The sequence below is a fragment of the Helicobacter pylori genome (assembly GCF_014497725.1).
GTDB lineage: Bacteria > Campylobacterota > Campylobacteria > Campylobacterales > Helicobacteraceae > Helicobacter > Helicobacter pylori_DE.
This window is the reverse complement of sequence record NZ_JACTGF010000010.1, coordinates 24,941-48,739: the sequence shown is the minus strand read 5'-3', so window position 1 is coordinate 48,739 and position 23,799 is coordinate 24,941. Positions and strand designations below refer to the sequence as shown.

The 23,799-nt window shown below is 40.5% G+C and carries 15 protein-coding genes, 2 tRNA genes and 2 pseudogenes; 9 read left to right on the top strand and 10 right to left on the bottom strand.

Annotated elements, in window-relative coordinates:
- From H7N69_RS06920 to H7N69_RS06910, 3 genes are all read right to left on the bottom strand, one after another.
- Positions 1-2,102 (bottom strand): SabA family sialic acid-binding adhesin (locus H7N69_RS06920; protein WP_187885213.1); only part of this gene is annotated, 2,102 nt, incomplete at its 3' end.
- 634 nt (positions 2,103-2,736) lie between these two features.
- Positions 2,737-2,813: transfer RNA gene (locus H7N69_RS06915), tRNA-Met, on the bottom strand.
- 26 nt (positions 2,814-2,839) lie between these two features.
- Positions 2,840-2,914 (bottom strand) — tRNA-Gln (locus H7N69_RS06910).
- A 66-nt stretch (positions 2,915-2,980) separates the two neighbouring features.
- On the opposite strand from H7N69_RS06910, the gene H7N69_RS06905 reads away from it, so the two are divergent.
- Positions 2,981-3,502 (top strand): hypothetical protein, encoded by a 522-nt coding sequence (locus H7N69_RS06905; protein ID WP_187885212.1) that lies wholly within the window; start codon positions 2,981-2,983, stop codon positions 3,500-3,502.
- On the opposite strand, the gene hypD is transcribed toward H7N69_RS06905, so the two are convergent.
- The 6 genes and pseudogenes from hypD to pta all read right to left on the bottom strand — a co-directional run bounded on the left by hypD (position 3,453) and on the right by pta (position 8,899).
- Positions 3,453-4,565: a hydrogenase formation protein HypD gene (hypD, locus tag H7N69_RS06900; RefSeq protein ID WP_187885211.1), complete on the bottom strand. Its 1,113-nt coding sequence runs from the start codon at positions 4,563-4,565 to the stop codon at positions 3,453-3,455. The two genes, H7N69_RS06905 and hypD, sit on opposite strands and share 50 nt — an antisense overlap.
- 17 nt (positions 4,566-4,582) lie before the next feature.
- Positions 4,583-4,819, bottom strand: a complete 237-nt coding sequence (locus H7N69_RS06895) for a HypC/HybG/HupF family hydrogenase formation chaperone (RefSeq protein ID WP_000335444.1) — start codon at positions 4,817-4,819, stop codon at positions 4,583-4,585.
- Positions 4,819-5,547, bottom strand: coding sequence for a hydrogenase nickel incorporation protein HypB (gene hypB, locus H7N69_RS06890; protein ID WP_000003592.1), 729 nt, complete (start codon positions 5,545-5,547; stop codon positions 4,819-4,821). Before hypB ends, H7N69_RS06895 begins: the two co-directional genes overlap by 1 nt.
- Before the next feature lie 181 nt (positions 5,548-5,728).
- Entirely contained in the window at positions 5,729-6,028 is a 300-nt protein-coding gene (locus H7N69_RS06885; protein WP_187885210.1) for a cupin domain-containing protein, read from the bottom strand.
- Positions 6,029-6,125: 97 nt separating this feature from the next.
- Positions 6,126-7,326 (bottom strand): annotated as a pseudogene (locus H7N69_RS06880) (acetate kinase).
- A 17-nt stretch (positions 7,327-7,343) separates the two neighbouring features.
- A pseudogene (gene pta / locus H7N69_RS06875) lies at positions 7,344-8,899 on the bottom strand (phosphate acetyltransferase).
- A 249-nt stretch (positions 8,900-9,148) separates the two neighbouring features.
- Between pta and fliK the strand changes: the two are divergent.
- The 8 genes from fliK to alpB all read left to right on the top strand — a co-directional run bounded on the left by fliK (position 9,149) and on the right by alpB (position 21,296).
- Entirely contained in the window at positions 9,149-10,705 is a 1,557-nt protein-coding gene (gene fliK / locus H7N69_RS06865) for a flagellar hook-length control protein FliK (RefSeq protein ID WP_187885209.1), read from the top strand.
- A gap of 50 nt (positions 10,706-10,755) precedes the next feature.
- A complete protein-coding gene (gene flgD, locus H7N69_RS06860; protein WP_187885208.1) occupies positions 10,756-11,640 on the top strand; it encodes a flagellar hook assembly protein FlgD in 885 nt (294 codons plus the stop codon).
- Positions 11,637-13,454 carry a flagellar hook protein FlgE gene (locus tag H7N69_RS06855; protein ID WP_078250953.1) on the top strand — a complete coding sequence of 606 codons (1,818 nt, stop codon included), beginning with the start codon at positions 11,637-11,639 and terminating at the stop codon, positions 13,452-13,454. Before flgD ends, H7N69_RS06855 begins: the two co-directional genes overlap by 4 nt.
- A 58-nt stretch (positions 13,455-13,512) precedes the next feature.
- On the top strand, positions 13,513-14,142 hold the full coding sequence (locus H7N69_RS06850; RefSeq protein WP_187885207.1) for a restriction endonuclease: 630 nt from the start codon (positions 13,513-13,515) through the stop codon (positions 14,140-14,142).
- Entirely contained in the window at positions 14,111-15,271 is a 1,161-nt protein-coding gene (locus H7N69_RS06845; protein WP_187885206.1) for an Eco57I restriction-modification methylase domain-containing protein, read from the top strand. Before H7N69_RS06850 ends, H7N69_RS06845 begins: the two co-directional genes overlap by 32 nt.
- The gene (locus tag H7N69_RS06840; RefSeq protein WP_187885205.1) at positions 15,265-17,292 is read left to right on the top strand and encodes an ATP-dependent helicase; all 2,028 of its coding nucleotides are present in this window, start codon (positions 15,265-15,267) and stop codon (positions 17,290-17,292) included. The genes H7N69_RS06845 and H7N69_RS06840 overlap by 7 nt, the downstream gene beginning before the upstream one ends.
- A gap of 851 nt (positions 17,293-18,143) precedes the next feature.
- Positions 18,144-19,691, top strand: a complete 1,548-nt coding sequence (alpA, locus tag H7N69_RS06835; protein ID WP_187885204.1) for a Hop family adhesin AlpA — start codon at positions 18,144-18,146, stop codon at positions 19,689-19,691.
- Between the two features lie 21 nt (positions 19,692-19,712).
- Complete coding sequence (alpB, locus tag H7N69_RS06830) at positions 19,713-21,296, top strand: Hop family adhesin AlpB (protein ID WP_187885203.1); 1,584 nt, start codon at positions 19,713-19,715, stop codon at positions 21,294-21,296.
- A 789-nt stretch (positions 21,297-22,085) separates the two neighbouring features.
- Here alpB and hofG read toward each other — a convergent pair.
- A complete protein-coding gene (hofG, locus tag H7N69_RS06825; RefSeq protein ID WP_187885202.1) occupies positions 22,086-23,630 on the bottom strand; it encodes an outer membrane beta-barrel protein HofG in 1,545 nt (514 codons plus the stop codon).
- Between the last annotated feature and the right edge of the window lie 169 nt (positions 23,631-23,799).

Sequence of the window (23,799 nt, the reverse complement as noted above, 5' to 3'; positions counted from 1 at the left end):
ATGGTAGGGATTTTAAGCCCTAGTTCAATCCCATGCTGAGCCACATGATCGCTGTCTTTTTTCTTAGGTCTGGCCAAATTCATCCTCACCCCCATGTTGAATAAGAATTGGAAGTTCGCCACATTCATTTTAGCGTTATAGACATTATTCACGGTGGCTAAATTCACATACTCAGAATTAAGCCATGAAGTGCCCGCTAACGCAATACCGCCAAAAAGCCCCACAGAAAGCTTGTTGTTTTTGCCTAAGAAATTGGTGGCTTTATCGTTGATGAAGTTATAGAGAGCGTCCGCTCCAAAGCCATAAGTCCATACATCAGAAGCCGAGTTGAAAAAGCTGGATTTGATGAACGCATGGTTGTAGTCAAAAAAGCCGTAGTATCTTGCGCCCCATTTCCTTTTTTGGCCAAAGAATTGTTTGTAGCCCACTTGAATACCGATCCCATTCATCGCGCCGTTGTTGGTTTGAGAGCCGACGATGCCCACTTTCCTAAAGGGGTTACGGCCTAGTTCTTGGTTGATGGTTTGGATTTGGTTGTAAGTGTTTTGATTCAAGTAGTAATTGGTTTCTATGCCTTGCGGGCTATAGGGGTTATTCTTTTTGCTCACCACATTTTGCAAGCTTTGCGCGTTAGGGACTTTGGAGAGCGCAGTGGTGATGCTGTTATAAGCGTTGCCCAATTCATTGTATCTAGATTTGAAATTCACCAAAGTGTCAGCGATGTTTTCGGCTTGCTGTATTTGCTGCTCTTGAGTGCCAAAATGAGCGATGCTGTTATTTAAAGCCGTTATCGTCTCTTCCACATACGCGCAACCGGCTCCCCAAGTGTTAGAAGTTACCCCTGCATTGGGTAATGTCCCACCCCCATTGTGGCATGATGCCAAAAAAGCACTAACAAAATTGGTTACTTTTCCATCAATAGTAACGTTATTGTTGTTTTGCATGACTTCCAAATTCTTTTTCACTTGCTCAGCTAAATTGAACATCTCTGCTTGCGCTCTAGCGTTAGCGAGCATGCTTTGCGCAAAGCTAGCGTCTGTGAAAGGGTTGAAGTTACTGGGGTTAGCTATTTCTGCTTGTTGGTTAGTGTTAGCGATCTTGCTTTGCGCGACGATTTCTTGGGCGTTTTTGATCATGCTAGTAACCTGGCTAAATTCTTGTTGGAAGATTGTGCATGCATTACCGGATGTCCCTAAACCCCATGGGCTGCCATCACCCGGAGCGTTTTCATTATTCCTAGATCGCACGAGAGGGCATTGCGTGTTAAGGACTTGCATGATGTTTGCCGCTTGATTTAAAAGCTGTCGAGCGTTATTGATGATATCAAACTTGACGGTGGCTTTGTTGTCACCATAAGTAGTGGTGATCGTTACGCCGTCTTGAGTAGTCGTTTGCATGCTAGTGCCATTACTACCGCTACCATTTTTAGCCTCGCAGAATTGGTTCACACCGCCGTTAATATTATTCTGCTGTTTGCATTCGTATCCATACTTCACGTTCACGCTTGTGCCGTTGTTGCCTAGTTCAGGAAACCCATTCCCGCTCTTTAAAGCTTGTTGGATGATTTGATAGGCTTCATTGAGTTTCTTGAATTCATCAATAGACATGCTTCTACCAGGCCTAGTCGATTCATACCGGTTGCAAGTAATGCTCGTGGAATACGATCCTGGTTGGTTATTAAAGATCACGCTGCCAGGCCCACTCCCTGTGTCATTCCCGTTCCCGCACATGACCGCATAGCCGATGGTATTCCACAAGCCCACTGCGGCGTTTAACGCCAAAGAGACGGCTTGATAGGCGGGGGAGTTGGTTTTTTCTTTGAGCAAACCCGTCGCGCCCGCATTCAAATTGTTGATCGCGCCAGATACAGCGCTCGGATCAGCGGACAATTTGATAAGGGTGTTTAGGGTGCTGTATCGGGTTAAAAGATTGCTCAAGTTTTCATAGTTGTCTGAAAGCTGTTGGATGCCTTTGGTGTTTTTCACCATTTGAGCGGCTTCACCGATCTGATAGCCTACGCTTGTGTAAAAGCCGTCGTCTTCAGCGCTCAAAGTGGAAACTAAAAGCGAGCCTAAAGTTAATGAAAGGATGTGTTTTTTCATGTTTTCTCCTTTTTAAATTGGATTGGATTTATTATTAGGGATTTCATACATTCATACATTATGCATTAGAAAGCATTTGCATTGGAATATATTTGGAGTATTATAGCATAAAGCGTTTTTTTTTTTTTTGTCATTTGGGGAAAATTTTGTCATTTTTTTGATTTTGACGCTTTTTGTTTCGTTTGGTGGTGGTGAAATCTATGGTTAGGCTTTTTTCTTAAGTTGGTGTCTTAAGAGAAATTCGTTTTCTTCATTTGAAATTCGTTTTCTTCATTTGAAATTCGTTTTCTTCATTTGAAATTCATTTTTTTCATTTGAAATTCATTTTCTTGCGTTAATGTCTCATGCGAAGCTTATTTTTTAATTGAAAACTCATTTTCTTCATTTGAAAATCGTTTTATTCATTTGAAATTCATTTTCTTCATTTGAAATTCGTTTTTTTAAGGGGATAGGGGGGTATTTTGAAATAACTCTCCCCCTACAACCCCCAATTAAATCCCCCTAACCCAAGAAGACCGCTTTTTAGTAAAGTTATCGCTTGCTTGAGCTCTTTTATTATTTATCTTAAAAATGCTAAAGCATTTTTTAAATTCTATAAATTCTATTAAACAGAGTTAAATTTAAAAAAAGGGATTGGTTGCGGAGAATGGATTTGAACCACTGACCTTTGGGTTATGAGCCCAACGAGCTACCGGACTGCTCTACTCCGCGATATAAGAATGCACTAAAAGGAAAAATGGCTGGGGTGCAAGGATTCGAACCTCGGAATGCCAGGACCAAAACCTGGTGCCTTACCGCTTGGCGACACCCCAAAAACTAAAGAAAGCATTATACAAAAGCTTTTTAAAAAAGTCAAGCTAAAACGCTATAATTCCATCATGGAAAATGGATTTAACCCCTTGATTTATAAACGCTATTTGAAAAAGAAAGAAACTTTTTTGCTGTTTAAAAGAATCGGCCAAATGTCTGCGTTTAAAAATTTAAAGCTCCAACTCAAGCGAAGAGAGGTGATCAATCGTTATGTCGCTGGAATTTTAGGGGATTTAAAAAAAGGGTTTAGATACGCCAAAATTGAACATCAAATCCTAAAAATCTATTTCACGCACCCGAGTTTCTTGAAAGCCTTTGAAACAGAAAAGGACCATTACACCAACCGCCTGAAAGCCCATTTTTTAGAAACGCAAAAAATCCTAAAAGCTTTGAATTACCCTTTTGATTTTAAGGCTATCCAAGCGAGCGTTAAAAAAAGGGCTTATCAAAAACCGGTTGTCAAAAAAGAAAACCCCCCTAAAAGCGTGAATGTCAATTGCGAGGGTTTGAGCGATTTCACCAAAAAGCAATTTTCAAAACTCAAACGCGCTTGTAACGATAATACGCCGCACACGCCCCCTCAGAGCTGACCATGCAACTGCCGATCGGGTTTTGTGGGGTGCAAGTTGTAGCGAATAATGAGCAGTCTAGGGGCTTAGCGATGCCTTTTAAAATTTCCCCACACTTGCATGCCTTGTTTTCTTTAGAGGTTTTGTGGCTTAAATATTCTTTAAAGACTTTTTCAGCGTCATAAGAGGCGAACGCTTCTTTGAGTTTGAGAGCGGAATGTTTGATATTCCCTAAGCCTCTCCATTCAAAATTTTCTCTCACTTCCATGCATGCATTGACCAACTCTTGCGCTTTTGTATTCCCTTCATAGCTCACCGCTCTTTTGTATTGGATCTCTAGCTTGGCTTCTTTGTTTAGGGCTTGTTTAGTGAGCATCAGCACGCTTTCTAATATATCCACCGGCTCAAAACCGCTCACAATAATGGGGAGTTTAAAGCGATCCACTAAAGGGGCGTAGATTTGAGCGCCGCTTACCACGCTCACATGGCTAGGGGCTAAAAGAGCGTTAATCTGGCAGGCTGGATCTTCTAAAATCGCGCTCACGCTGGGAGGCACTAGAATGTGGTTAATGTGGAAAAAAAGATTTTTTAATTTTTCTTTTTTGGCGTTCAGTAAAACGCTAGCACTCATCGGCGTGGTGGTTTCAAAACCGATCGCAATGTAAATGACTTTTTTATGCGGGTTTTCTTTAGCGATCTCTAAAGCTTGCATGGGCGAATACAAAAAGCGTGCATCTAGCCCCTTTTCTCTCGCTTGTATCAAACTCCCATAGCTCCCGGGGACTTTCATCATATCCCCTAAGCTTAAAACAATGCTATCTTTGATTGTGGCGAGTTCGTAAGCTTCATCAAGGCGCGCTCTTGGCATCACGCATACCGGACAGCCTGGCCCATGCACAAACTCTAAATTGTTAGGCATCAAATCTAAAAGCCCGTATTTCATGAGAGAATGCGTATGCCCTCCGCACACTTCCATGATGACTAATTTTTTTTCAAGTTTAAAAGCGAGTTTTTTGATTGCATTAGAGAGCGCTAAAAGGGTTCGCTTGTCCCTAAAGGGCGAAATGAGGTGATCAACGCTCATTGTTTTTATTCATGCATTTATTCATGCGTTTCGTTCATTTTGGCGATCATTTCTTGGTAAAGCTCAATGGATTCTAGGGCTTCTTTTTCATCAATCTTACTCATCACATAGCCGATGTGCAACAGCACATAATCGCCCACTTTAACGGACTCGCCCATTAAATCTAAGCTCGCTTCTCTTTGAACGCCCAAAGTTTCTAAAATAGCCACATTATCGTTAATGGCTATGACTTTAGAGGGGATCGCTAAACACATTAAAACGAATGCGTGGATTGGTAATTTTCACGCTTTTTTTCTAAAAGGAAGTTTTTAAAATCTTCCAAACTTTTAGGGTCTTTGGAGCTCATTAAAAAAATAGGCACTTCAGGCTTTAATTTTTGCATGTCTTCTTTGACTTGAGAAACCCTAAAGTTAAACACTTCAATCATATCCGCTTTACTGATAATCACAGCGTCCGCGCACATGAACATGGTAGGGTATTTTAGCACCTTATCATCGCCCTCTGGGACAGAGAGTAAAACGATATTCATCGCCGCTCCTAGATTATAGCTTGAGGGGCAAACCAAATTCCCCACGTTTTCAATGATTAAAAAATCGCTTTTTTCTAACGCTCCCTCATCTTTTAATAAATCAAACGCCCCCTCAATCATGCTCGCTTCCAAATGGCACGCTTCGCCGGTGGTGATCTGGTGCGCGCTCACGCCTTTTTTACGCAATCTGTCCGCATCTCTGTTGGTTTGCAAATCGCCCTCTACCACGCAAAACTTAAAGTCTTTAAAATCCGCTAGATTTTCTAGCATCGTGGTTTTACCGCTGCCAGGAGAGCTCATGAAATTCAGCACATACAGCCCTTCTTTTAAATAGCGTTCTTTCATTTCAGCGGCTTTAATGTCGTTCTTGCTCAAAATCTTTTCCACGATTTTGACGTCTTTTTTACTCAAATTAGGGTTATTTTGTAAAGATTCTTTTCGTTGCTCGCTCATGCTTGTTCCTTTCTTTTAAAATTTTCGTATCGTAGCGCGCTTAATTAAACGACTACCATTAAACGACTTCTTTTATCTTCTTAGCTCATCTTTTTAGATCAAAAACATGCTTTTACCCTAACCCCTTATCGTCGCTGTCGTCTTTACATTCATAAAAACAACTTTCATCATTTGATTTTCCTTATTTTTTACTTAAAGATAGCCTTATAACGCTATTTTCTAAAGCGTCCAAACGATGCAAAACTTGGGCTTCTAGGCTGATTAACGCTCCCTTTGGCATTTCTATTTTTTCATCTCCCACTTCAAAAACGATTTTACCCTCTAAAACCTGCACGCTAATCGCTCCCGGGGCCTTGTGTTTGTCCATGATCGCTCCCTTGGGCATGCAAATGTGCATTTCCTTATTGGAAGAATTTTCACTCAACGCTTCAATGTGGAGCTTTTCAAAATGAACGCCCTCTAAAAAATGAACCACTTCCATCAAAAACTCCTAGTGTGATATTTTCTTAATTTAGAACTTAATTTAAGAAAGCTAATTTTTTACCCAAAAATTTCTTATAGATTTCTTAAACAATCCTTTATTCTGTTTTTTCCAAAACCTTTTTGGCTTGTAAAGCGATCTCTAGCTCTTCATCAGTAGGGATGCGTAAAACCTGAATTTTGGTGTTAGGCTGGCTTAAATTCACCAACCCGTTGCCCGGATTGTCGTTGGTGGGCTTACATAAAGCGATCCCTAAATTTTCCAAGCCTTCACACACGCTCTCTCTTAAAGCGGGGTAATTTTCCCCTAATCCCCCTGTAAAGAGGATCGCATCTACTTTTTTTAAGACTACCATGTAAGCTCCGATATACTTTTTAATGCGATAAGCGTACATTTCAAAAGCGAGCTCGGCTTGCTTGTCGCCTTTTTCTTTTCTGGCTTCTATGTTTCTCATTATCCCCACAAATGCCTTTCAAGCCGCTTTCATGGTTTAACATTTTCATCACTTCTTCTAAGCTTTTATTTGCGCATTGCGCAGTATATTCCACCACAGTGGGGTCAATATCCCCACACCTTGTGCCCATAATCAAGCCTTCTAAGGGGGTTAGCCCCATAGAAGTGTCCACGCTTTTACCATTTTGAATGGCGGCCGCGCTTGAGCCGTTCCCTAAATGCAAACTGATAGCGTTAAATTCCTCATAAGCGATATTCAAAAACTTCGCCGCTTCTTTGGCCACATAATGGTGTGAAGTCCCATGGAAACCATAGCGGCGGATTTGATACTTTTCATACAATTCATAAGGCAACGCATACATGTAAGCGTAACTGGGCATGCTGGCATGGAATGCGGTGTCAAAAACAGCGATTTGAGGGATATGAGGGTGTGCTTTTTGAACGAACTCAATACCGGCCAAATTCGCCGGGTTGTGTAAGGGGGCTAAAATAGAAAGATTGCCAATTTCTTGCATGACTTTTTCATTGACTAAAACCGGGGCATGGAATTTATCCCCCCCTTGAACCACACGATGCCCTATAGCGTCAATTTGATTGAAATCTTTGATAATGCCCATTTTCGTTAAATTCTCACGAATCATTAAAAGCCCGCTCGCATGATCTTTAATCACAAGCTTTTCTTTTAATTCTTGATCGTTATGGTGCAAATGCGATTTGATTTTCAACTGCCCTATTTCTTCGCCGATTTTTTCGGCCAAACCGCTCGCTAAGGGCTTGTTTTCTTTCATGTCAAACAACTTAAACTTAATAGACGAACTGCCCAGATTCAAAACTAAAATTTCCATCAATTCCTCCTAATCAATCAATCTTGCGCTTGAAGGGCGCTAATCAAAACGGTGTTAATAATATCTTCCACTAAAGTGCCCCTACTCAAATCGTTAATGGGCTTGTTCAAACCTTGTAAGATAGGCCCTATCGCCACGGCTTTAGCGCTCCGTTGCACCGCTTTATAAGCGATGTTTCCGGCGTTTAAATCCGGGAAAATAAAAACGCTAGCTTGCCCGGCCACTTGGCTGTTAGGCATTTTTTTCTTCGCTACGCCTTTATCTATGGAAGCGTCAAATTGCAAAGGGCCATCAATTTCTAACTGCGGATCTAACTTTTGCGCGATTGTTAGGGCTTCTTTGATTTTGTCTATCATTCCGCCTTGAGCGGAATTTCCTGTCGCATAAGAGAGCAAGGCCACTTTAGGCGCGATATTGAATTGCTTAGCGCTCTGCGCGGAAGTGATAGCGATCTCAGCTAATTCTTTAGGGCTAGGGTTAGGGATAATCGCGCAATCCCCAAAAACTAACACTTGAGTGTCTAAACACATTAAAAACACGCTTGAAACCAGGCTCACGCCGGGCTTAGTCTTAATGATTTGTAAAGCGTGTCTAATGGTGTCAGCCGTGGTGTGATTCACCCCAGAAACCATGGCATGCGCATAGCCTAAATGCACGAGCATGGTCGCAAAATAAGTTTTATCCAACGCTAATTGCTCAGCTTCTTGCTGATTCAAGCCCTTTGATTTTCGCAATTCATACAAGCTTTTAGCGAATTCTTCTCTATAATGAGAAGTGTTGGGATCAATGATTTCTACATTTTCTAAATTCAAGTTCAAATTTTTCGCTTGGGAGTTAATAACCTCTTTATCGCCTAATAAAATCAATCCCACCGCGCCCATTAAATTCAAACGATGCGCGGCTTTTAAAATCCTTTCATCTTCGCTCTCGGGTAAAACGACTTTTTTAATCTGCTTTTTAGCCTTTTTTTCCAAGCTCCTTTGAAAGGCTAAAGGGGTAATAATCCGCTTTTTGTTTGCAACACGCTTTCAATCACGCTCGCTTCTAATTCGCATTGTTGCTTGAAAGAGGTGCACTCAAAAAATGTGGTTTTTCAAGCGTTTCGCCCACAAATAGCCCTACAGCGAAAGGGGCTTCTTTCTTGAGAATATGAGAATGCATGGCTTTCAAATATTCCAAACTCGTTTGCGCGACAGCCACCACAGGAGCGTTTAAATGCTTGGCTAAAATGGTGTTTAAATCTAAAAGAGCGTTTAAGAAAAACTTCGGCACATACCCCAAGCAAACCACAAAATCATGCGTGGTTTGTAATTCATCATAGCGCTTGAGAATCGTTTCAAATAGTAACTCTTCTTGAGCAACGCTTACAAGCTCTAAAGCCTTTTGTCTGTCTATGGCGCTATGAAACTCTAAAGAGTTCAAGCCATAGCACTCCCAAAAACCCTCACGCCCCCCATCAATGGGCGAAAACAAGGCGATTTTTTGATAGCGTGGCTTTAGCGCTTTTAAAAGGCTCTTACAAGCAACCCCTAAAACTTCCGTATTCTTCTGGATAAATCCATAAACTTTGCATGCCAATCTCCCTAAAATCATCGTTTTTATTTAATTGTAGCAAAATTCACTTAAACCTAAGCGAAACCATAGTTTTAAAAACCTCTGTTCTCATTAAGCACGAATAACGACAACTTTTATTTTTAAAAAATGGGGTTTTTCGTTTTAAAAAACACCTTTAGCATTTTTTAGATTTGATCACGCATATTAAGGAACTCTTTTTGCTTGACTCCCACCATGTAAAATAAAAGAGCTGTTTTAAAGGATAGTCATGCCATCTCCTGTTAATCCCATTCACACCAACGCAAACGCTTTAAATAGCGGATCGAAAAACGAAGACGCCAAAAACGCCCCTAAAAGCGCATCAAAGGATTTCAGTAAGATCTTGAACCAAAAGATCTCTAAAGACAAAACCGCCCCTAAAGAAAATCCTAACACTTTAAAAGCCACGCCCAAAGACGCTAAAGAGGACGCTAAAAAGCTTGAAAAAACCCCTACCCTACCCTACCAACACGCTCAAAATCCCATTAAAGACCAACAAGCCCCTACCCTAAAAGATTGGCTCAACCACCAAAAAACAACAGCCCCACATAAGGCTCAACATGAAACCCATGAGACCAATGAAGCTAACCCCAAAAACCCTAACGAAACTTTAAACAAGAATGAAAAAAAGCCTAATGGAGTTACTTCTAACGCTCATCAAACAAACTTGCCTAATAAAAACCCTATAACCCCCACTAACCGTGCTAATAACGCTAACACTACCCAAAAACCCACCACCCCAACCCATAACGCTAAAAATCCAAAAACCCTTAAAGACATTCAAACGCTCAGCCAAAAACATGACCTAAACGCCAGCAACATTCAAGCGGCCACAACTCCAGAAAATAAAACCCCCCTAAATGCGAGCGATCAGCTCGCTTTAAAAACAACGCAAACGAGCATTAACCACACCCTTGCAAAGAACGACGCTAAAAACACCGCCAACCTTTCTAGCGTTTTGCAATCCTTAGAAAAAAAAGATCCGCACAATAAAGAACACGCAACCCCCCCTAATAATGAAAAAAAAACGCCCCCTTTAAAGGAAGCTTTACAAATGAACGCTATTAAAAGGGATAAAACGCTTTCTAAAAAAAAGTCAGAAAAAACCCCTACCAAAGCCCAAACTACAGCCCCAAGCGCGACGCCAGAAAATGCCCCTAAAATCCCTCTTAAAACGCCCCCTTTAATGCCTTTAATAGGAGCTAACCCCCCTAACGATAATATTCCAACGCCCCTAGAAAAAGAAGAAACAACTAAAGAAGCAAGCGATAATAAAGAAAAAACTAAAGAAACTAATAACAGCACTCAAAACGCACAAAACGCCCAAGCTAGCGATAAGACAAGCGAGAATAAAAGCATCGCCCCTAAAGAGACGATCAAGCATTTCACCCAACAATTAAAGCAAGAAATCCAAGAATACAAACCCCCCATGAGTAGGATCTCTATGGATTTGTTCCCTAAGGAATTGGGCAAGGTTGAAGTGATTATTCAAAAAGTGGGTAAAAACCTTAAAGTGAGCGTGATTTCTCACAACAACAGCTTGCAAACCTTTTTGGACAACCAACAAGATCTTAAAAACAGCCTGAACGCTTTAGGCTTTGAGGGGGTGGATTTGAGCTTTTCGCAAGATTCTTCTAAAGAGCAACAAGCCCCCAAAGATCAACCAAAAGAGCCATTCAAAGAGCAGGAATTAACCCCCTTAAAAGAAAACGCCCTAAAAAGCTACCAAGAGAATACAGACCATGAAAACCAAGAAACGAGCATGCAAATCACTCTTTATGCGTGATTTTAAGCGAGTTTGCTCTATAATAAGACATCTTTAATAAGGAAGAGATCATGGCTATTGATTTAGCAGAAGTTACAGGAGCTAAAGCCGCACAAGAAAGGAAAAAAGAGCAGCCCACCATCGCTAACGGGTTGGATAAAAACGCTTTCATGAAACTCTTTTTAGAGCAATTGAAAAATCAAGACCCCACCGCTCCTATGGAAACGGATAAAATCATCACCCAAACCGCGCAACTCACGCAAGTGGAAATGCAAGAAGAAAACAAAAAAACCATGCAAGAAGTCGCCAGCGCGATGAAATCCAATAAAGAAACTAACGAGTCTTTAAAAGACTTTCAGGGCGCTTTAAAAAACACCATGGAAAACTTGAATAAAGGCATGGACGATAGTTTGAAAGCGAATAACGCTTTAAGGGAAGTAAGTGCGCTTAATTCTGTGAGCATGATAGGCAAAATCGCTGAAACCGATGTGAGCGGGGCGAATTTTGACGGCAACAACAAGCTTTCTTTTTCGCTCTTTTTTGATGAAAAAATTGACGCTTCTAAAGGAGTGCCAGCGATTCAAATCTTAAACGAAAACAATGAATTAGTCAAAACGATTCCTTTAAAAGATTATAACGGGCAAAAGGGGTATATTAATTTTGAATGGGACGGCACAAATGAAAAGGGCGAAAAAGTCCCTAAAGGCAATTACAAAATCAAGGCTGAATATAATTTAGATTCTCAAAGCAAGCAGTATTTGCAAACGCGCATTGGTAGGGGCGAAGTGGAGAGCGTGATTTTTGATAAAGGCAAGCCCATGTTAAGAATGGGCGAAATGATTTTACCCATAGACAGCGCGATAGAGTTTTATAAACCGGATCAAAAACCGCTTGAACAAAAACTCTCGGATCAAAAACCACAGAAACCCCAAACCCCCCCTAAAGAGACAGCATGAACGACACCTTATTAAACGCTTATAGCGGGATTAAGACCCACCAGTTTGGTATTGACAGCCTTTCAAATAACATCGCCAATGTCAATACTTTAGGCTATCGCTCCAATGATCCGGAGTTTAAGACCCTGTTTTCTTCGCATTTAGACGCTTTAAACGCCAAATCCGTTGTGGCTAACGACCGAAATTACGGCGTTACAGGCTCAGGCAATGTCCTTTCTAATAAGGACGGCGAATACATGCCTAGTGAGGGGGAATTCCACATGGCGTATCAAGGCAAGGGCTGGTTTGTGATAGGGCCCAATAAAAATGGGGAAATGACCATCAATAAAGACGGCTTTAGCAAAAAACAGGATAATTTTCTCACGCGCGCCGGCAATTTCGCGCGAGACGCTGATGGCTATTTGGTAACCCCTGAGGGCTATTATGTTTATGGCATTGATTTGAAAAAAATCAAAGACGGCACACTCAATTCCACCGCCAGAGATGAAGACATTGAAAAATTGCATGGCAACACCCTTTCGCCCTTACAAATCCCCCAAGATTTGACTTACCAGCCCGTGCTTAGCACGAAAGTGGGTATTAGCGTGAATTTAAACCCTAAAGACCATTTAAAAGGCGTGCAAGATTTTTTCTTAAACGACAAGGGCGAGATTATTAAGGAGCGTTTTTTAAACCAGGATATTAACGCTTTAGCGAATAACGATAACGAGCCCATAGACGCGATCACTAATCGTAAATTAAATATCAGTATCCAAAAAGAAGATGGCAAAAAAGAGGATTTTGTTTTCACTTATGGGGACGCTGAAAAAGGCGAAAACCAGTTCAAAACTTTAGGCGATTTGCAAAAACTCCTTAAAGAAAAAACCGGGCTAGACCTAAACCTCATCAAAAGCGAAAAAGACGCCAAAAGCCCCCCCCTTTTATTAGAGATCGCTAATCCTAGCGAAACGCCTATCACTTTTAGCTTGAGTGGGGGCATTGCGGATAAATTGGGCTTGAACGCGAACGGAATGGAATTGAAAAAGGGCATCAGCAGGGATTCAGTAGCGATTAAAATCCCTTATTACAGCACAGAAGTGGATATTTATGATAAAGCCGGGGATAAATACTTGCTCCAAAGTGAATATTACATGACCAATTCCAACGATCCCACATCAAGCCCCACGAGTAAAAGGAAAAACCAGACTTGGGAAGTGAAAAGCTACATCGTAGATCCCAAAAACAAAACCCCTATCAATGATCCTACTTGGGAAATTGTCGGCTTTGATTCAGCCACGCATAAAATGAAATCCGCCCCCATGACTTTGGATTTTAAAGGCAATAAGCTCATCTATTCTTTAGATAAGAGCGAAAACCATGATTCTAGCGATTTGTCTTACCAAGATTCTAAACTCTTAGAAGCGAGTCAAGACGGCAAGCCTAGAGGCATTTTTAGAGACATGCGCATTGAAGAAAATGGCGTGATTTCTCTAGCCTTTAGTAACGGAGTGGTAGAGCCGGTCGCTCGCATCGGTATTTTGGCTTTCACTAACGATCAAGGCTTGAGAAAAATCGGCGGCAATCTCTATGAAATGCAAGAAGGCACCATTAATGGCGAAAACAGACCCCTAAGCGGTAACCCCATTTTAGGGTGGGACGAAGAGGGCAAGCTCAAGTTTGGGAAAATCAGGCATAAATATTTAGAAACGAGCAATGTGAATGCCGGGAACGCCCTAACCAATCTCATTTTAATGCAAAGAGGCTATTCTATGAACGCTAGAGCCTTTGGCGCGGGCGATGACATGATTAAAGAAGCTATTAGTTTGAAAAAATAAGGGGCTAAAATAAGGAGTAAGGAGTATGGTAAAATATCCTTTTTAATAAGGAGATTTAATGATACCCACACAGCTTAATGAAATTGCAAAATTTTTAAAAACAAACCCTTATAATTTGTCTCAACCCTTACAGGATGGACGCTTAAATTCATCTGTCAATGAAGAAGAAATTTTAAACACCATCAAACATTTTTTTCCTATCCAACTACCAAAAGCCAGAGAGTGGTGGGATTTTAGTTTTGAAGAAAACGATATTTTTTATCCTGTTAATATTAAAATCACCACCACAAAAACCGCTGACAATCTTAATTGTAAATTAGGGATTTATTATGCGTTGTGTGGCTTATTGCCGACTTTCAATAACGAAATTGCATGGGAAAAATACTTTCAAAAACTTCATAAAGACTTAGGCAAAAACACCGATAGAGACTATTATTTTTTGATTATCAACAAAAACGATCCTAAAGACGTTTTTATCAATTCCTTAAAAGGTATCCAAACCCTCCAACCCAATAACTTGCCCTTTCAATGCAAGTGGGATAACAACAGAGAAATCATTCAAAGAGACTTTGATGGGAGTAAAAACTTCATCTTAAGCGCTTTAGCTGAAAGTGTTAAGTTACGAGCTAATATTTATTTAGCATTCAAAGAATTTTTTGGAGGGTTTTTTGTATCAATTAGATATTAAAACTTTAGGGCAGGTTTTCACCCCTAAAAATATAGTGGATTTCATGCTCACTCTCAAACACAATCATGGGAGTGTTTTAGAGCCAAGCGCGGGCGATGGGAGTTTTTTAAAGCGCTTAAAAAAGGCTGTAGGGATTGAAATCGATCCTAAAATCTGCCCTAAAAATGCCCTTTGCATGGACTTTTTTGACTACCCTTTAGAAAATCAATTTGACACCATTATTGGCAACCCGCCCTATGTCAAACACAAGGATATTGCGCCAAGCACTAAAGAAAAACTCAATTACAGCCTTTTTGATGAAAGGAGTAATCTATACTTGTTTTTCATAGAAAAAGCGATCAAGCATTTAAAACCTAAAGGCGAATTGATTTTCATCACCCCAAGGGATTTTTTAAAATCCACTTCCAGCGTGAAATTAAACGAATTGATTTACAAAGAAGGCACGATAACGCATTTTTTTGAACTGGGCGATCAAAAGGTTTTCCCAAACGCCATGCCTAATTGCGTGATTTTTCGTTTTTGTAAGGGCAATTTCAGTAGAATCACCAACGATTGTTTGCAATTCGTGTGCAAAAAAGGCATTTTATATTTCCTCAACCAATCTTACACGCAAAAATTAAGCGAGGTTTTTAAGGTTAAAGTGGGGGCAGTGAGCGGGTGCGATAAGATTTTTAAAAATGAAAAATACGGGAATTTAGAATTTGTCACCTCAATCACGAAAAGAACCAATGTTTTAGAAAAAATGGTTTTTGTCAATAAGCCTAATGATTATTTACTCCAGCATAAAGATAGCTTGATGCAAAGAAAGATCAAAAAATTCAATGAAGCCAACTGGTTTGAATGGGGTAGAATGCATCACATATCCCCTAAAAAACGCATTTATGTCAACACTAAAACGCGCCAAAAAAACCCTTTTTTTATCCACCAATGCCCTAATTATGACGGCTCTATTTTAGCGCTATTCCCTTATAACCAAAACTTGGACTTACAAAACCTCTGCGACAAACTCAACGCTATCAACTGGCAAGAATTGGGCTTTGTGTGCGATGGGCGTTTTTTGTTTTCGCAACGCTCTTTAGAAAACGCTCTTTTGCCTAAAGACTTTTTAAATGAGGATAAAACTTGTTAGAAACTTTGCAATTAAACCCTGAGCAACTAAAAGCGGCTTCGGCTTTACAAGGGCATAATTTAATCATTGCGAGCGCTGGAACAGGAAAGACTTCTACCATTGTGGGGCGCATTTTATACCTGCTTGATAACGGCATCAAGCCTGAAGAAATCTTGCTTTTGACTTTCACCAATAAAGCGAGTAATGAAATGATTGCAAGGGTGGCTAAATATTTTAAATTAAGCTCCAAAATTGAAGCGGGCACTTTCCATGCGGTAGCGTATCGCTATTTAAAAGAGCATTACCCTAATTTAAGCCTAAAGCAACCTAAAGAATTGAGAAAACTTTTAGAAAGCATCGTGGACACTAAAAACGCCATAGATGACGATAAAAAGCCCTACACTTCGCAGCATCTCTACGCCCTCTATTCTCTTTACACTAACGCTCTAAAACAAGAAGATTTTAGCGCATGGCTTTCTAGTAAAAGCCCTGAACACATGCCATACGCCGCCCTTTATGAAAACATTTTAGAAGAGTTTGAAAACACTAAAAAAAAGCATGATTATATTGACTATAACGACTTACTGCTATTATTTAAAAAGGCGATGCTAGAAAGACCTAGCCCTTATAAAGAAGTGCTTTGCGATGAATTTCAAGACACTAACCCCTTACAAGAATCCATTTTAGACGCTATCAACCCCCCTAGTTTGTTTTGCGTGGGCGATTACGATCAGAGCATTTACGCTTTTAATGGGGCGGATATTTCTATCATTTCTAACTTCACCCAAAAATACAAAAACGCCCGAGTTTTCACGCTCACCAAAAACTACCGCTCTTCTAAAGAGATTTTAGATCTCGCTAATCAAGTGATACAGCACAACCAACGCATTTACCCCAAAAATTTAGAAGTGGTGAAATCAGGGAAATTCAATAAACCCACGCTTTTAAATTACAACGACAATATCGTGCAATGCCAAGACATCGCTAAACGCATTGTGATGCGAAAGAATTTTAAAGAAGTGGCAGTGATTTTTAGGAATAACGCGAGCGCGGATCAATTAGAAGCCGCTTTAAGATCTTACAATGTGCCAAGCAAACGAAAAGGGAGCGCGAGCTTTTTTGAATCCAAAGAAGTGGCGTTAGCGTTAGATATTTGCGCGCTCATCTTTAACCCTAAAGACATTATGGCAGCCATTCACATTTTAAGCTATATCAGCGATATTGGCTCTAACACCGCTAAAGACATTCATGAAGCCTTGATGCTTTTAGGCAATGGCGATCTCAAACTAGCCCTAACCCACCCAAGCAAAGAAGCCAAAATTTACACCAAGAAAAAAGAAATCACCTCTATGGGGCTTTTTGAAGAAATTTTTGCCCTAGAAAACAGCTCAAGGTTTAATAGCGTGATCGATAAAGCGTTTCATTCGCACCCGGTATTGATGCACCCTAAAATCTCACTCAATGGGGCTAAAACGCTGAGCGATTTTTTCACTCTTTACACCAAAGCCCCCACTCATTCCCCTAGCGCTTTAATCAAACACATTATAGAAAGCGCGTTTTTTCAAACCTTTAAAACACGCCTTTTAAAAGAGCGATCCAAAAATAAGGACGGCTCTTATAACGAATTTAAAAAACTCCAAGCGCAAAAACGCTTCAATGAAAAAATGGACTTGCTGAGTTCTTTGGCGAAAAATTACCAAAATTTAGGGCGTTTTTTAAACGGCACTTTAATAGGCTCAAATGAAGCCACGCAAGGCGAGGGCGTGAATCTATTGAGCGTGCATGCTTCTAAAGGCTTAGAGTTTAAAGACGTTTATATTATAGATTTAATGGAGGGCCGTTTCCCTAACCACAAGCTCATGAATACCGGTGGGGGCATTGAAGAAGAGCGGCGGCTTTTTTATGTCGCTATCACAAGGGCTAAGGAAAATTTATGGCTTTCTTATGCGAAAAACGAATTGAGAGAAAACGCCAAACCTAAAGAGCATAAGCCCTCGGTGTTTTTGTATGAAGCGGGGCTTTTGAAACCTGATTCAAAATAAAATTGGTTCTTGTATTGTTTGTTTAAGCAAAAGATGATATGATTATAGCGATGGTTAATTAAGTCCCTAAGAGCTAGGAACTCTTAAGAGCTTGTTTTAATAAAGTGGCAGTGTTAAGATAACCACTAAAACTATCGCTATAAGATGAATTTCCAAAAACGAATTTCATGGTAGTGTCTCCTAACGGAGTGCCACCCACTGCAATCTCCCAACCCATTAGATCAGAAACCACTAATTGCTCCAAATTCGCTTAACACTAGAATTACTACCATGTCATATCATTGGAGTATTATAGTATTATAATGGGATCTTTATGAGATGTAAGAAAAATACAAAAAACGCTAGCAACCATAGATTTTAGACTCTAGCTTGCGCTAGAGCCAAAATTTTAGTATAATGGCGTTGTGAGGACCATTAAAACTATGATCACTAATAGTAATTTCATAGTTGGTTATCTCCTTTCGGGGTAACCACCCACTATCACCCCAAGCCCTAACATGCTCCAAATTTTCGCAACAAAAGAGATAACTTAAAATGACTATTTGCGTTGGCGTGATTATAGTTTAAAAAACTAAAAATGCCAAAAAGCACTTTTAAAACCCCAAAAATTTAAGGCTAATCCCCCCATGAAATCTTGTTTTTTTTTTTTTTTGTAAAAAGCGCTCCAATTGTTGTAACTTTATTTCTTTATAAGGGGTCTTTAAGGGGATTTTTAAGGTTAGTTTAATTTTTCTTATGTGAAAATATCACAATTACATCTGACAATTTGTATTATTGAATATTATTTACTGATGTAACTTAAACCCCAAATTTAAACTCAATCAAGGAGCATCCCATTGACAAGGAAAACGATGATCAAGAAAAGTAGAACGCTGTTTCTTAGTCTAGCCCTTTGCGCTAGCATAAGTTATGCAGAAGACGATGGAGGGTTCTTCACCGTCGGTTATCAGCTCGGACAGGTTATGCAAGATGTCCAAAACCCAGGCGGCACTAAAAGAGACGAACTCGCAAGAGAGCTTAACGCTGATACAACGAACAACATTTTAAACAACAACACCGGAGGCAATGTCGCAGGGGCGTTGAGTAACGCTTTCTCCCAATACCTTTATTCGCTTTTAGGGGCGTATCCCACGAAACTCAATAGTAACGATGTGTCTGCGAACGCTCTTTTAGGGGGTGCGGTAGGCAGTGGGACTTGCGCGGCTGCAGGGACGGCTGGTGGCAATTCTCTTACCACTCAAAGCGCTTGCACCGCTGCGGGCTATTACTGGCTCCCTAGCCTTTCTAACAGGGTTTTAAGCACGATCGGCAGCCAGACTAACTACGGCACGGACACCAATTTCCCCAACATGCAACAACAGCTCACCTACTTGAATGCGGCGAATGTGTTTTTTAATGCGATGAATAAAGCTTTAGAAACCAAAAATGGAATTAGTGGAGCTAGCAGTGCGACTGGTTCAGATGGTCAAACTTACTCTCAACAAGCTATCCAATACCTTCAAGGCCAACAAAATATTCTCAATAACGCAGCGAACTTGCTCAAGCAAGATGAATTGCTCCTAGAAGCTTTCAACTCTGCCGTAGCCGCTAACATTGGGAATAAGGAATTCAATTCAGCCGTTTTTACAGGTTTGGTGCAAGGCATTATTGATCAATCTCAAAAAGTTTATAACGAACTCAATACAAACCCCATTAGCGGGAGTGCGGTTAGTAGCGCTGGGATAAATAGCAACCAAGCTAACGCTGTGCAAGGGCGCGCTAATCAGCTCTCTAACGCTCTTTATAACGCGCAAGTAACTTTGGATAAAATCAATGCGCTCAATAATCAGGTTAGAAGCATGCCTTACTTGCCCCAATTCAGAGCCGGGAACAGCCGTGCGACGAATATTTTAAACGGGTTTTACACTAAAGTGGGCTATAAGCAATTCTTCGGGAAGAAGAGGAATATCGGTTTGCGCTATTATGGTTTCTTTTCTTATAACGGAGCGAGCGTGGGCTTTAGATCCACTCAAAATAATGTAGGGTTATACACTTATGGGGTGGGGACTGATGTGTTGTATAACATTTTTAGCCGCTCCTATCAAAACCGCTCTGTGGATATGGGCTTTTTTAGCGGTATCCAATTAGCCGGTGAGACCGTCCAATCCACGCTCAGAGATGACCCCAATGTGAAATTGCATGGGAAAGTCAATAACACGCACTTCCAGTTCCTCTTTGACTTCGGTATGCGGATGAACTTCGGTAAGTTGGACGGGAAATCCAACCGCCACAACCAGCACACGGTGGAATTTGGCGTAGTGGTGCCTACGATTTATAACACTTATTACAAATCAGCAGGGACTACCGTGAAGTATTTCCGTCCTTACAGCGTTTATTGGTCTTATGGGTATTCATTCTAAGAAAGGGGGGAAGAGACAAACATGAAACAAAATTTAAAGCCATTCAAAATGATTAAGGAAAATTTAATGACACAATCTCAAAAAGTAAGATTCTTAGCCCCTTTAAGCCTAGCGTTAAGCTTGAGCTTCAATCCAGTGGGCGCTGAAGAAGATGGGGGCTTTATGACCTTTGGGTATGAATTAGGTCAGGTGGTCCAACAAGTGAAAAACCCGGGCAAAATCAAAGCCGAAGAATTAGCCGGCTTGTTAAACTCTAATACGACAAACAACACCAATATCAATATTGCAGGCACAGGAGGCAATGTCGCCGGGACTTTGGGCAACCTTTTTATGAACCAACTAGGCAATTTGATTGATTTGTATCCCACTTTGAATACTAGTGGTATTCATCAATGTGGTAGTAGTAACGCTAGTAGTGGCGCTACTACTACTGCTACTACTAGTAATTCTCCTTGTTTCCAAGGTAACCTGAGTCTTTATAAAGAAATGGTTAGCTCTATCAAAACTTTGAGTCAAGACCTCAAAAACAATATCTTTCAAGGCAACAACAACACCACGAGCGCTAATCTCTCCAACCAGCTCAGTGAGCTTAACACCGCTAGCGTTTATTTGACTTACATGAACTCCTTCTTAAACGCTAACAACCAAGCGGGTGGGATTTTTCAAAACAACACTAATCGAACTTATGGAAATGATGTTACCGCCCAACAAATCGCTTATGTCCTAAAGCAAGCTTCAATCACTATGGGGCCAAGCGGTAATGGCGGGGCTGCCGGTGCGTTTTTGGACGCCGCTTTAGCGCAGCATGTTTTCAACTCTGCTAACGCTGGGAATGATTTGAGCGCTAAGGAATTCACTAGCTTGGTGCAAAATATCGTCAATACTTCTCAAAACGCTTTAACGCTAGCCAACAACGCTAACATCAGCAATTCAACAGGCTATCAAGTGAGCTATGGCGGGAATATTGATCAAGCACGCTCTGCCCAACTATTAAACAACACCACAAACACTTTGGCTAAAGTTACCGCTTTGAATAACGAGCTTAAAGCTAACCCATGGCTTGGGAATTTCGCTGCCGGTAACAGCTCTCAGGTGAATGCGTTTAACGGGTTTATCACTAAAATCGGTTATAAGCAATTCTTTGGAGAAAACAAGAATGTGGGCTTACGCTACTACGGCTTCTTCAGTTATAACGGCGCGGGCGTGGGTAATGGCCCTACTTACAATCAAGTCAATTTGCTCACTTATGGGGTGGGGACTGATGTGCTTTACAATGTGTTTAGCCGCTCTTTTGGTAGCCGAAGTCTTAATGCGGGCTTCTTTGGGGGGATCCAACTCGCAGGGGATACTTACATCAGCACGCTAAAAAATAGCCCTCAGCTTGCGAGCAGACCTACAGCGACAAAATTCCAATTCTTGTTTGATGTGGGGCTACGCATGAACTTTGGTATCTTGAAAAAAGACTTGAAAAGCCATAACCAGCATTCTATAGAAATCGGTGTGCAAATCCCCACGATTTACAACACTTATTATAAAGCTGGTGGCGCTGAAGTGAAATACTTCCGTCCTTATAGCGTGTATTGGGTCTATGGCTACGCCTTCTAAAAAAGCTCAAGGCCTTTTATAGGCTTTGAACGAACCCTTTAACCCGTGCTTTAAAAACAACCTAAAACCCTTATCAAATAATGGAACTAACCCCCTAAGAACGCTTAAAAAATTTGTTTGCACAAGCTCTTTTATTATGTTTGTTTTAAAATGCGCCTTGGAGTGTTTTTAACTTTCTGCAATTAGGCTTTGATTTAACCCTCTTAACCCCCACTTCAAAAACAACCTAAAATCCCTATCAAATGTTGTCAAATATTGAGATTATCCCCCAAGAACGGCTTTAATGGTGAAGTGATCAAACGCTAAAGATATTTAGATTTCTGTGGTTAAAAACTTTGTTTTGTGGTTCTAAATTTTATGGTAAAACTCATTTTTTAAGGGGATAAGGGGCATTTTGAAACCCCCCCAAAACTAAATCCCCCTAACCCAAGAAAACCGCTTTTAAAACCCCAAGCAGAAATCCTAAACATCTTTAGTGTTTGGGGTGAATGCCGCTAATTTGCAGCATAACACCCCCATACATTTGCATCTAGCACAGGAAGCGCACAAAGTTACGCCTTTATAGATATGATGCGTGAGAGCTGTAAGGAATGCGTTGGAGCTCAAACTCTGTAAAATCCATTAGGCACACAGAACAAGAACCAAACTCTCCTCCAACATCAGCCTAGGAAGCCCAATCGTCTTTAGCGTTTGATCACTTCACAAAACTAGCTTTGCACAAAGTCTTTTATACTCAGATTTTAAAAAATGCCTTGGAGTGTTTTTAACTTGCTGCGGTTTGATTGAAAATCAAAACTTCAGCGTGAGGTTAGTCATCATGTAACTTCTATCTTGGTAATTCGCGCTAAAATCGCCATCTGGGTTATTGAATTTGGGCGCTCCAAAATACCCTGCTTGATACCCTTTATTGATCCTAGCCCCATAATAAGTGATCCTAAAGTTAAGGAGAACCGATTCAGTGAACGCATAGCTCGCATTGAATTGCAAAGAATATTCATTAGCCCTCCCCACTTGCCCTAACGCATTTTTATTCGCATGAGAGACGCGTCCAAAAACATGCCATGCAAAACGCTTATGGATCCCTCCAACCGAAGTGTAAAAAGTGAAAGTGTTCGCGTTAGTGATCGCATCAGCCAGCCCATCATAAGCCGTATTGTCCCAAAAATCATAGCCAATCATTCCGGCATGCCTAGTCGTTATGGAGATTTCACTACCGATATAGGAAGTGTTATTACCCCTTGGCATCGTGTGAGAGCCTAAAAAAGCGTCTGAATTGCCAAAGGTGTTATAAAAGCCAATGGACCAATTGAAATTATCCCACCAAAAAACCTGGCGGATATTTAAAGTAACGCCATTCCTCCCTAACAACGAGCCATGAGGCGTGCTGTCTTCTAAACTATAAGTGTTTGTCTCTGGGTTATACCACCCCCTATAATATAAGGGAAAGGTTGTCATGATCATGCTTTGAGAGCGAAAGCCTACGTTTTGAAAATTCCTATTCGTGTCATAGACTAGCTTAAAACCGGGAGCGTTATAAGTCTTAGGCGCAAAATAATAAAAAAATTGAGCGTCTAAACCTTTATAAGAATAGGTTGTGGTGATCCCATGCCAGCCGTAATTGATGAAATCGTTGCTGTTACTGGGATTGCCTCCCTTTTTCAAATAAGGCACCGTCGCAAAAAACTCATAAATCCAAGAGTTGAACGCTAAACCTCTCCCAAAAGAACTCCACCACCAAAACCTTAACCTTTGCGTTTCAGTCTTATAGGGCTGATAATACACTTCCCACCCCTGATTCGAACCGCTCATAAAATCAATATTCGCTTCATAACGCCCCGCTTTAAACCCAAAAACATCTTTGTAATCGTATCGTAAAAAAGCGGTATCCACCACATAAGGCCTTGCATGATAGCTCGCTGATTGAGAAGTCCCCGCATAAGCAGGGCCAAGATACTTATTATAAAAGTATCCATGATAGCCCCCAATGAAATTCTCCACAATTGAGCCAAAAATCTTCCCATTAGCCTGGTTAATATCATACTTAGTCTTATCATAAGGAATGGCTGCAATCGCTCCACCCAAAGAAACAGAAAGCCTGTGGTTTTCGATGCCTTTAGGGAGTAAATTGACTTTGACTTGCGCTAAAGTTACAATATCTATAAAACTTTCGGTAGGATAAATCCCTTTTTTGGTATTGATTTGAGAATTGTTAAAACCAATCTTAGAAAAGTTCTCCACACGACCACTAAACCGATAATCAAAAGCTTCTACAGGACACAATAAAAACGATAAAAGCGATAAAGAAGAAGTCAGAAAATACTTTTCTTGTCTCATTAAACTCTCCCTAATCTTAATTGTATGATCTTTTTTTGTTGAGATTATAATTATAATCAAAAAAAAAAAAAAAACAGCATGAAGTTAAAATATTAATTAAAACCCACAACCTTATTTTACAAAAAATAACCTTTCGTTGTAAATTGGTTTAAAATTAAAGGATTAAAAT

Coding starts and splice junctions, on each gene's coding strand:
- H7N69_RS06905 (WP_187885212.1), top strand. CDS start 2,981: ATGGAAAATGGATTTAACCCCTTGATTTATAAACGCTATTTGAAAAAG.
- hypD (WP_187885211.1), bottom strand. CDS start 4,565: ATGAGCGTTGATCACCTCATTTCGCCCTTTAGGGACAAGCGAACCCTT.
- H7N69_RS06895 (WP_000335444.1), bottom strand. CDS start 4,819: ATGTGTTTAGCGATCCCCTCTAAAGTCATAGCCATTAACGATAATGTG.
- hypB (WP_000003592.1), bottom strand. CDS start 5,547: ATGAGCGAGCAACGAAAAGAATCTTTACAAAATAACCCTAATTTGAGT.
- H7N69_RS06885 (WP_187885210.1), bottom strand. CDS start 6,028: ATGGAAGTGGTTCATTTTTTAGAGGGCGTTCATTTTGAAAAGCTCCAC.
- fliK (WP_187885209.1), top strand. CDS start 9,149: ATGCCATCTCCTGTTAATCCCATTCACACCAACGCAAACGCTTTAAAT.
- flgD (WP_187885208.1), top strand. CDS start 10,756: ATGGCTATTGATTTAGCAGAAGTTACAGGAGCTAAAGCCGCACAAGAA.
- H7N69_RS06855 (WP_078250953.1), top strand. CDS start 11,637: ATGAACGACACCTTATTAAACGCTTATAGCGGGATTAAGACCCACCAG.
- H7N69_RS06850 (WP_187885207.1), top strand. CDS start 13,513: ATGATACCCACACAGCTTAATGAAATTGCAAAATTTTTAAAAACAAAC.
- alpA (WP_187885204.1), top strand. CDS start 18,144: ATGATCAAGAAAAGTAGAACGCTGTTTCTTAGTCTAGCCCTTTGCGCT.
- alpB (WP_187885203.1), top strand. CDS start 19,713: ATGAAACAAAATTTAAAGCCATTCAAAATGATTAAGGAAAATTTAATG.
- hofG (WP_187885202.1), bottom strand. CDS start 23,630: ATGAGACAAGAAAAGTATTTTCTGACTTCTTCTTTATCGCTTTTATCG.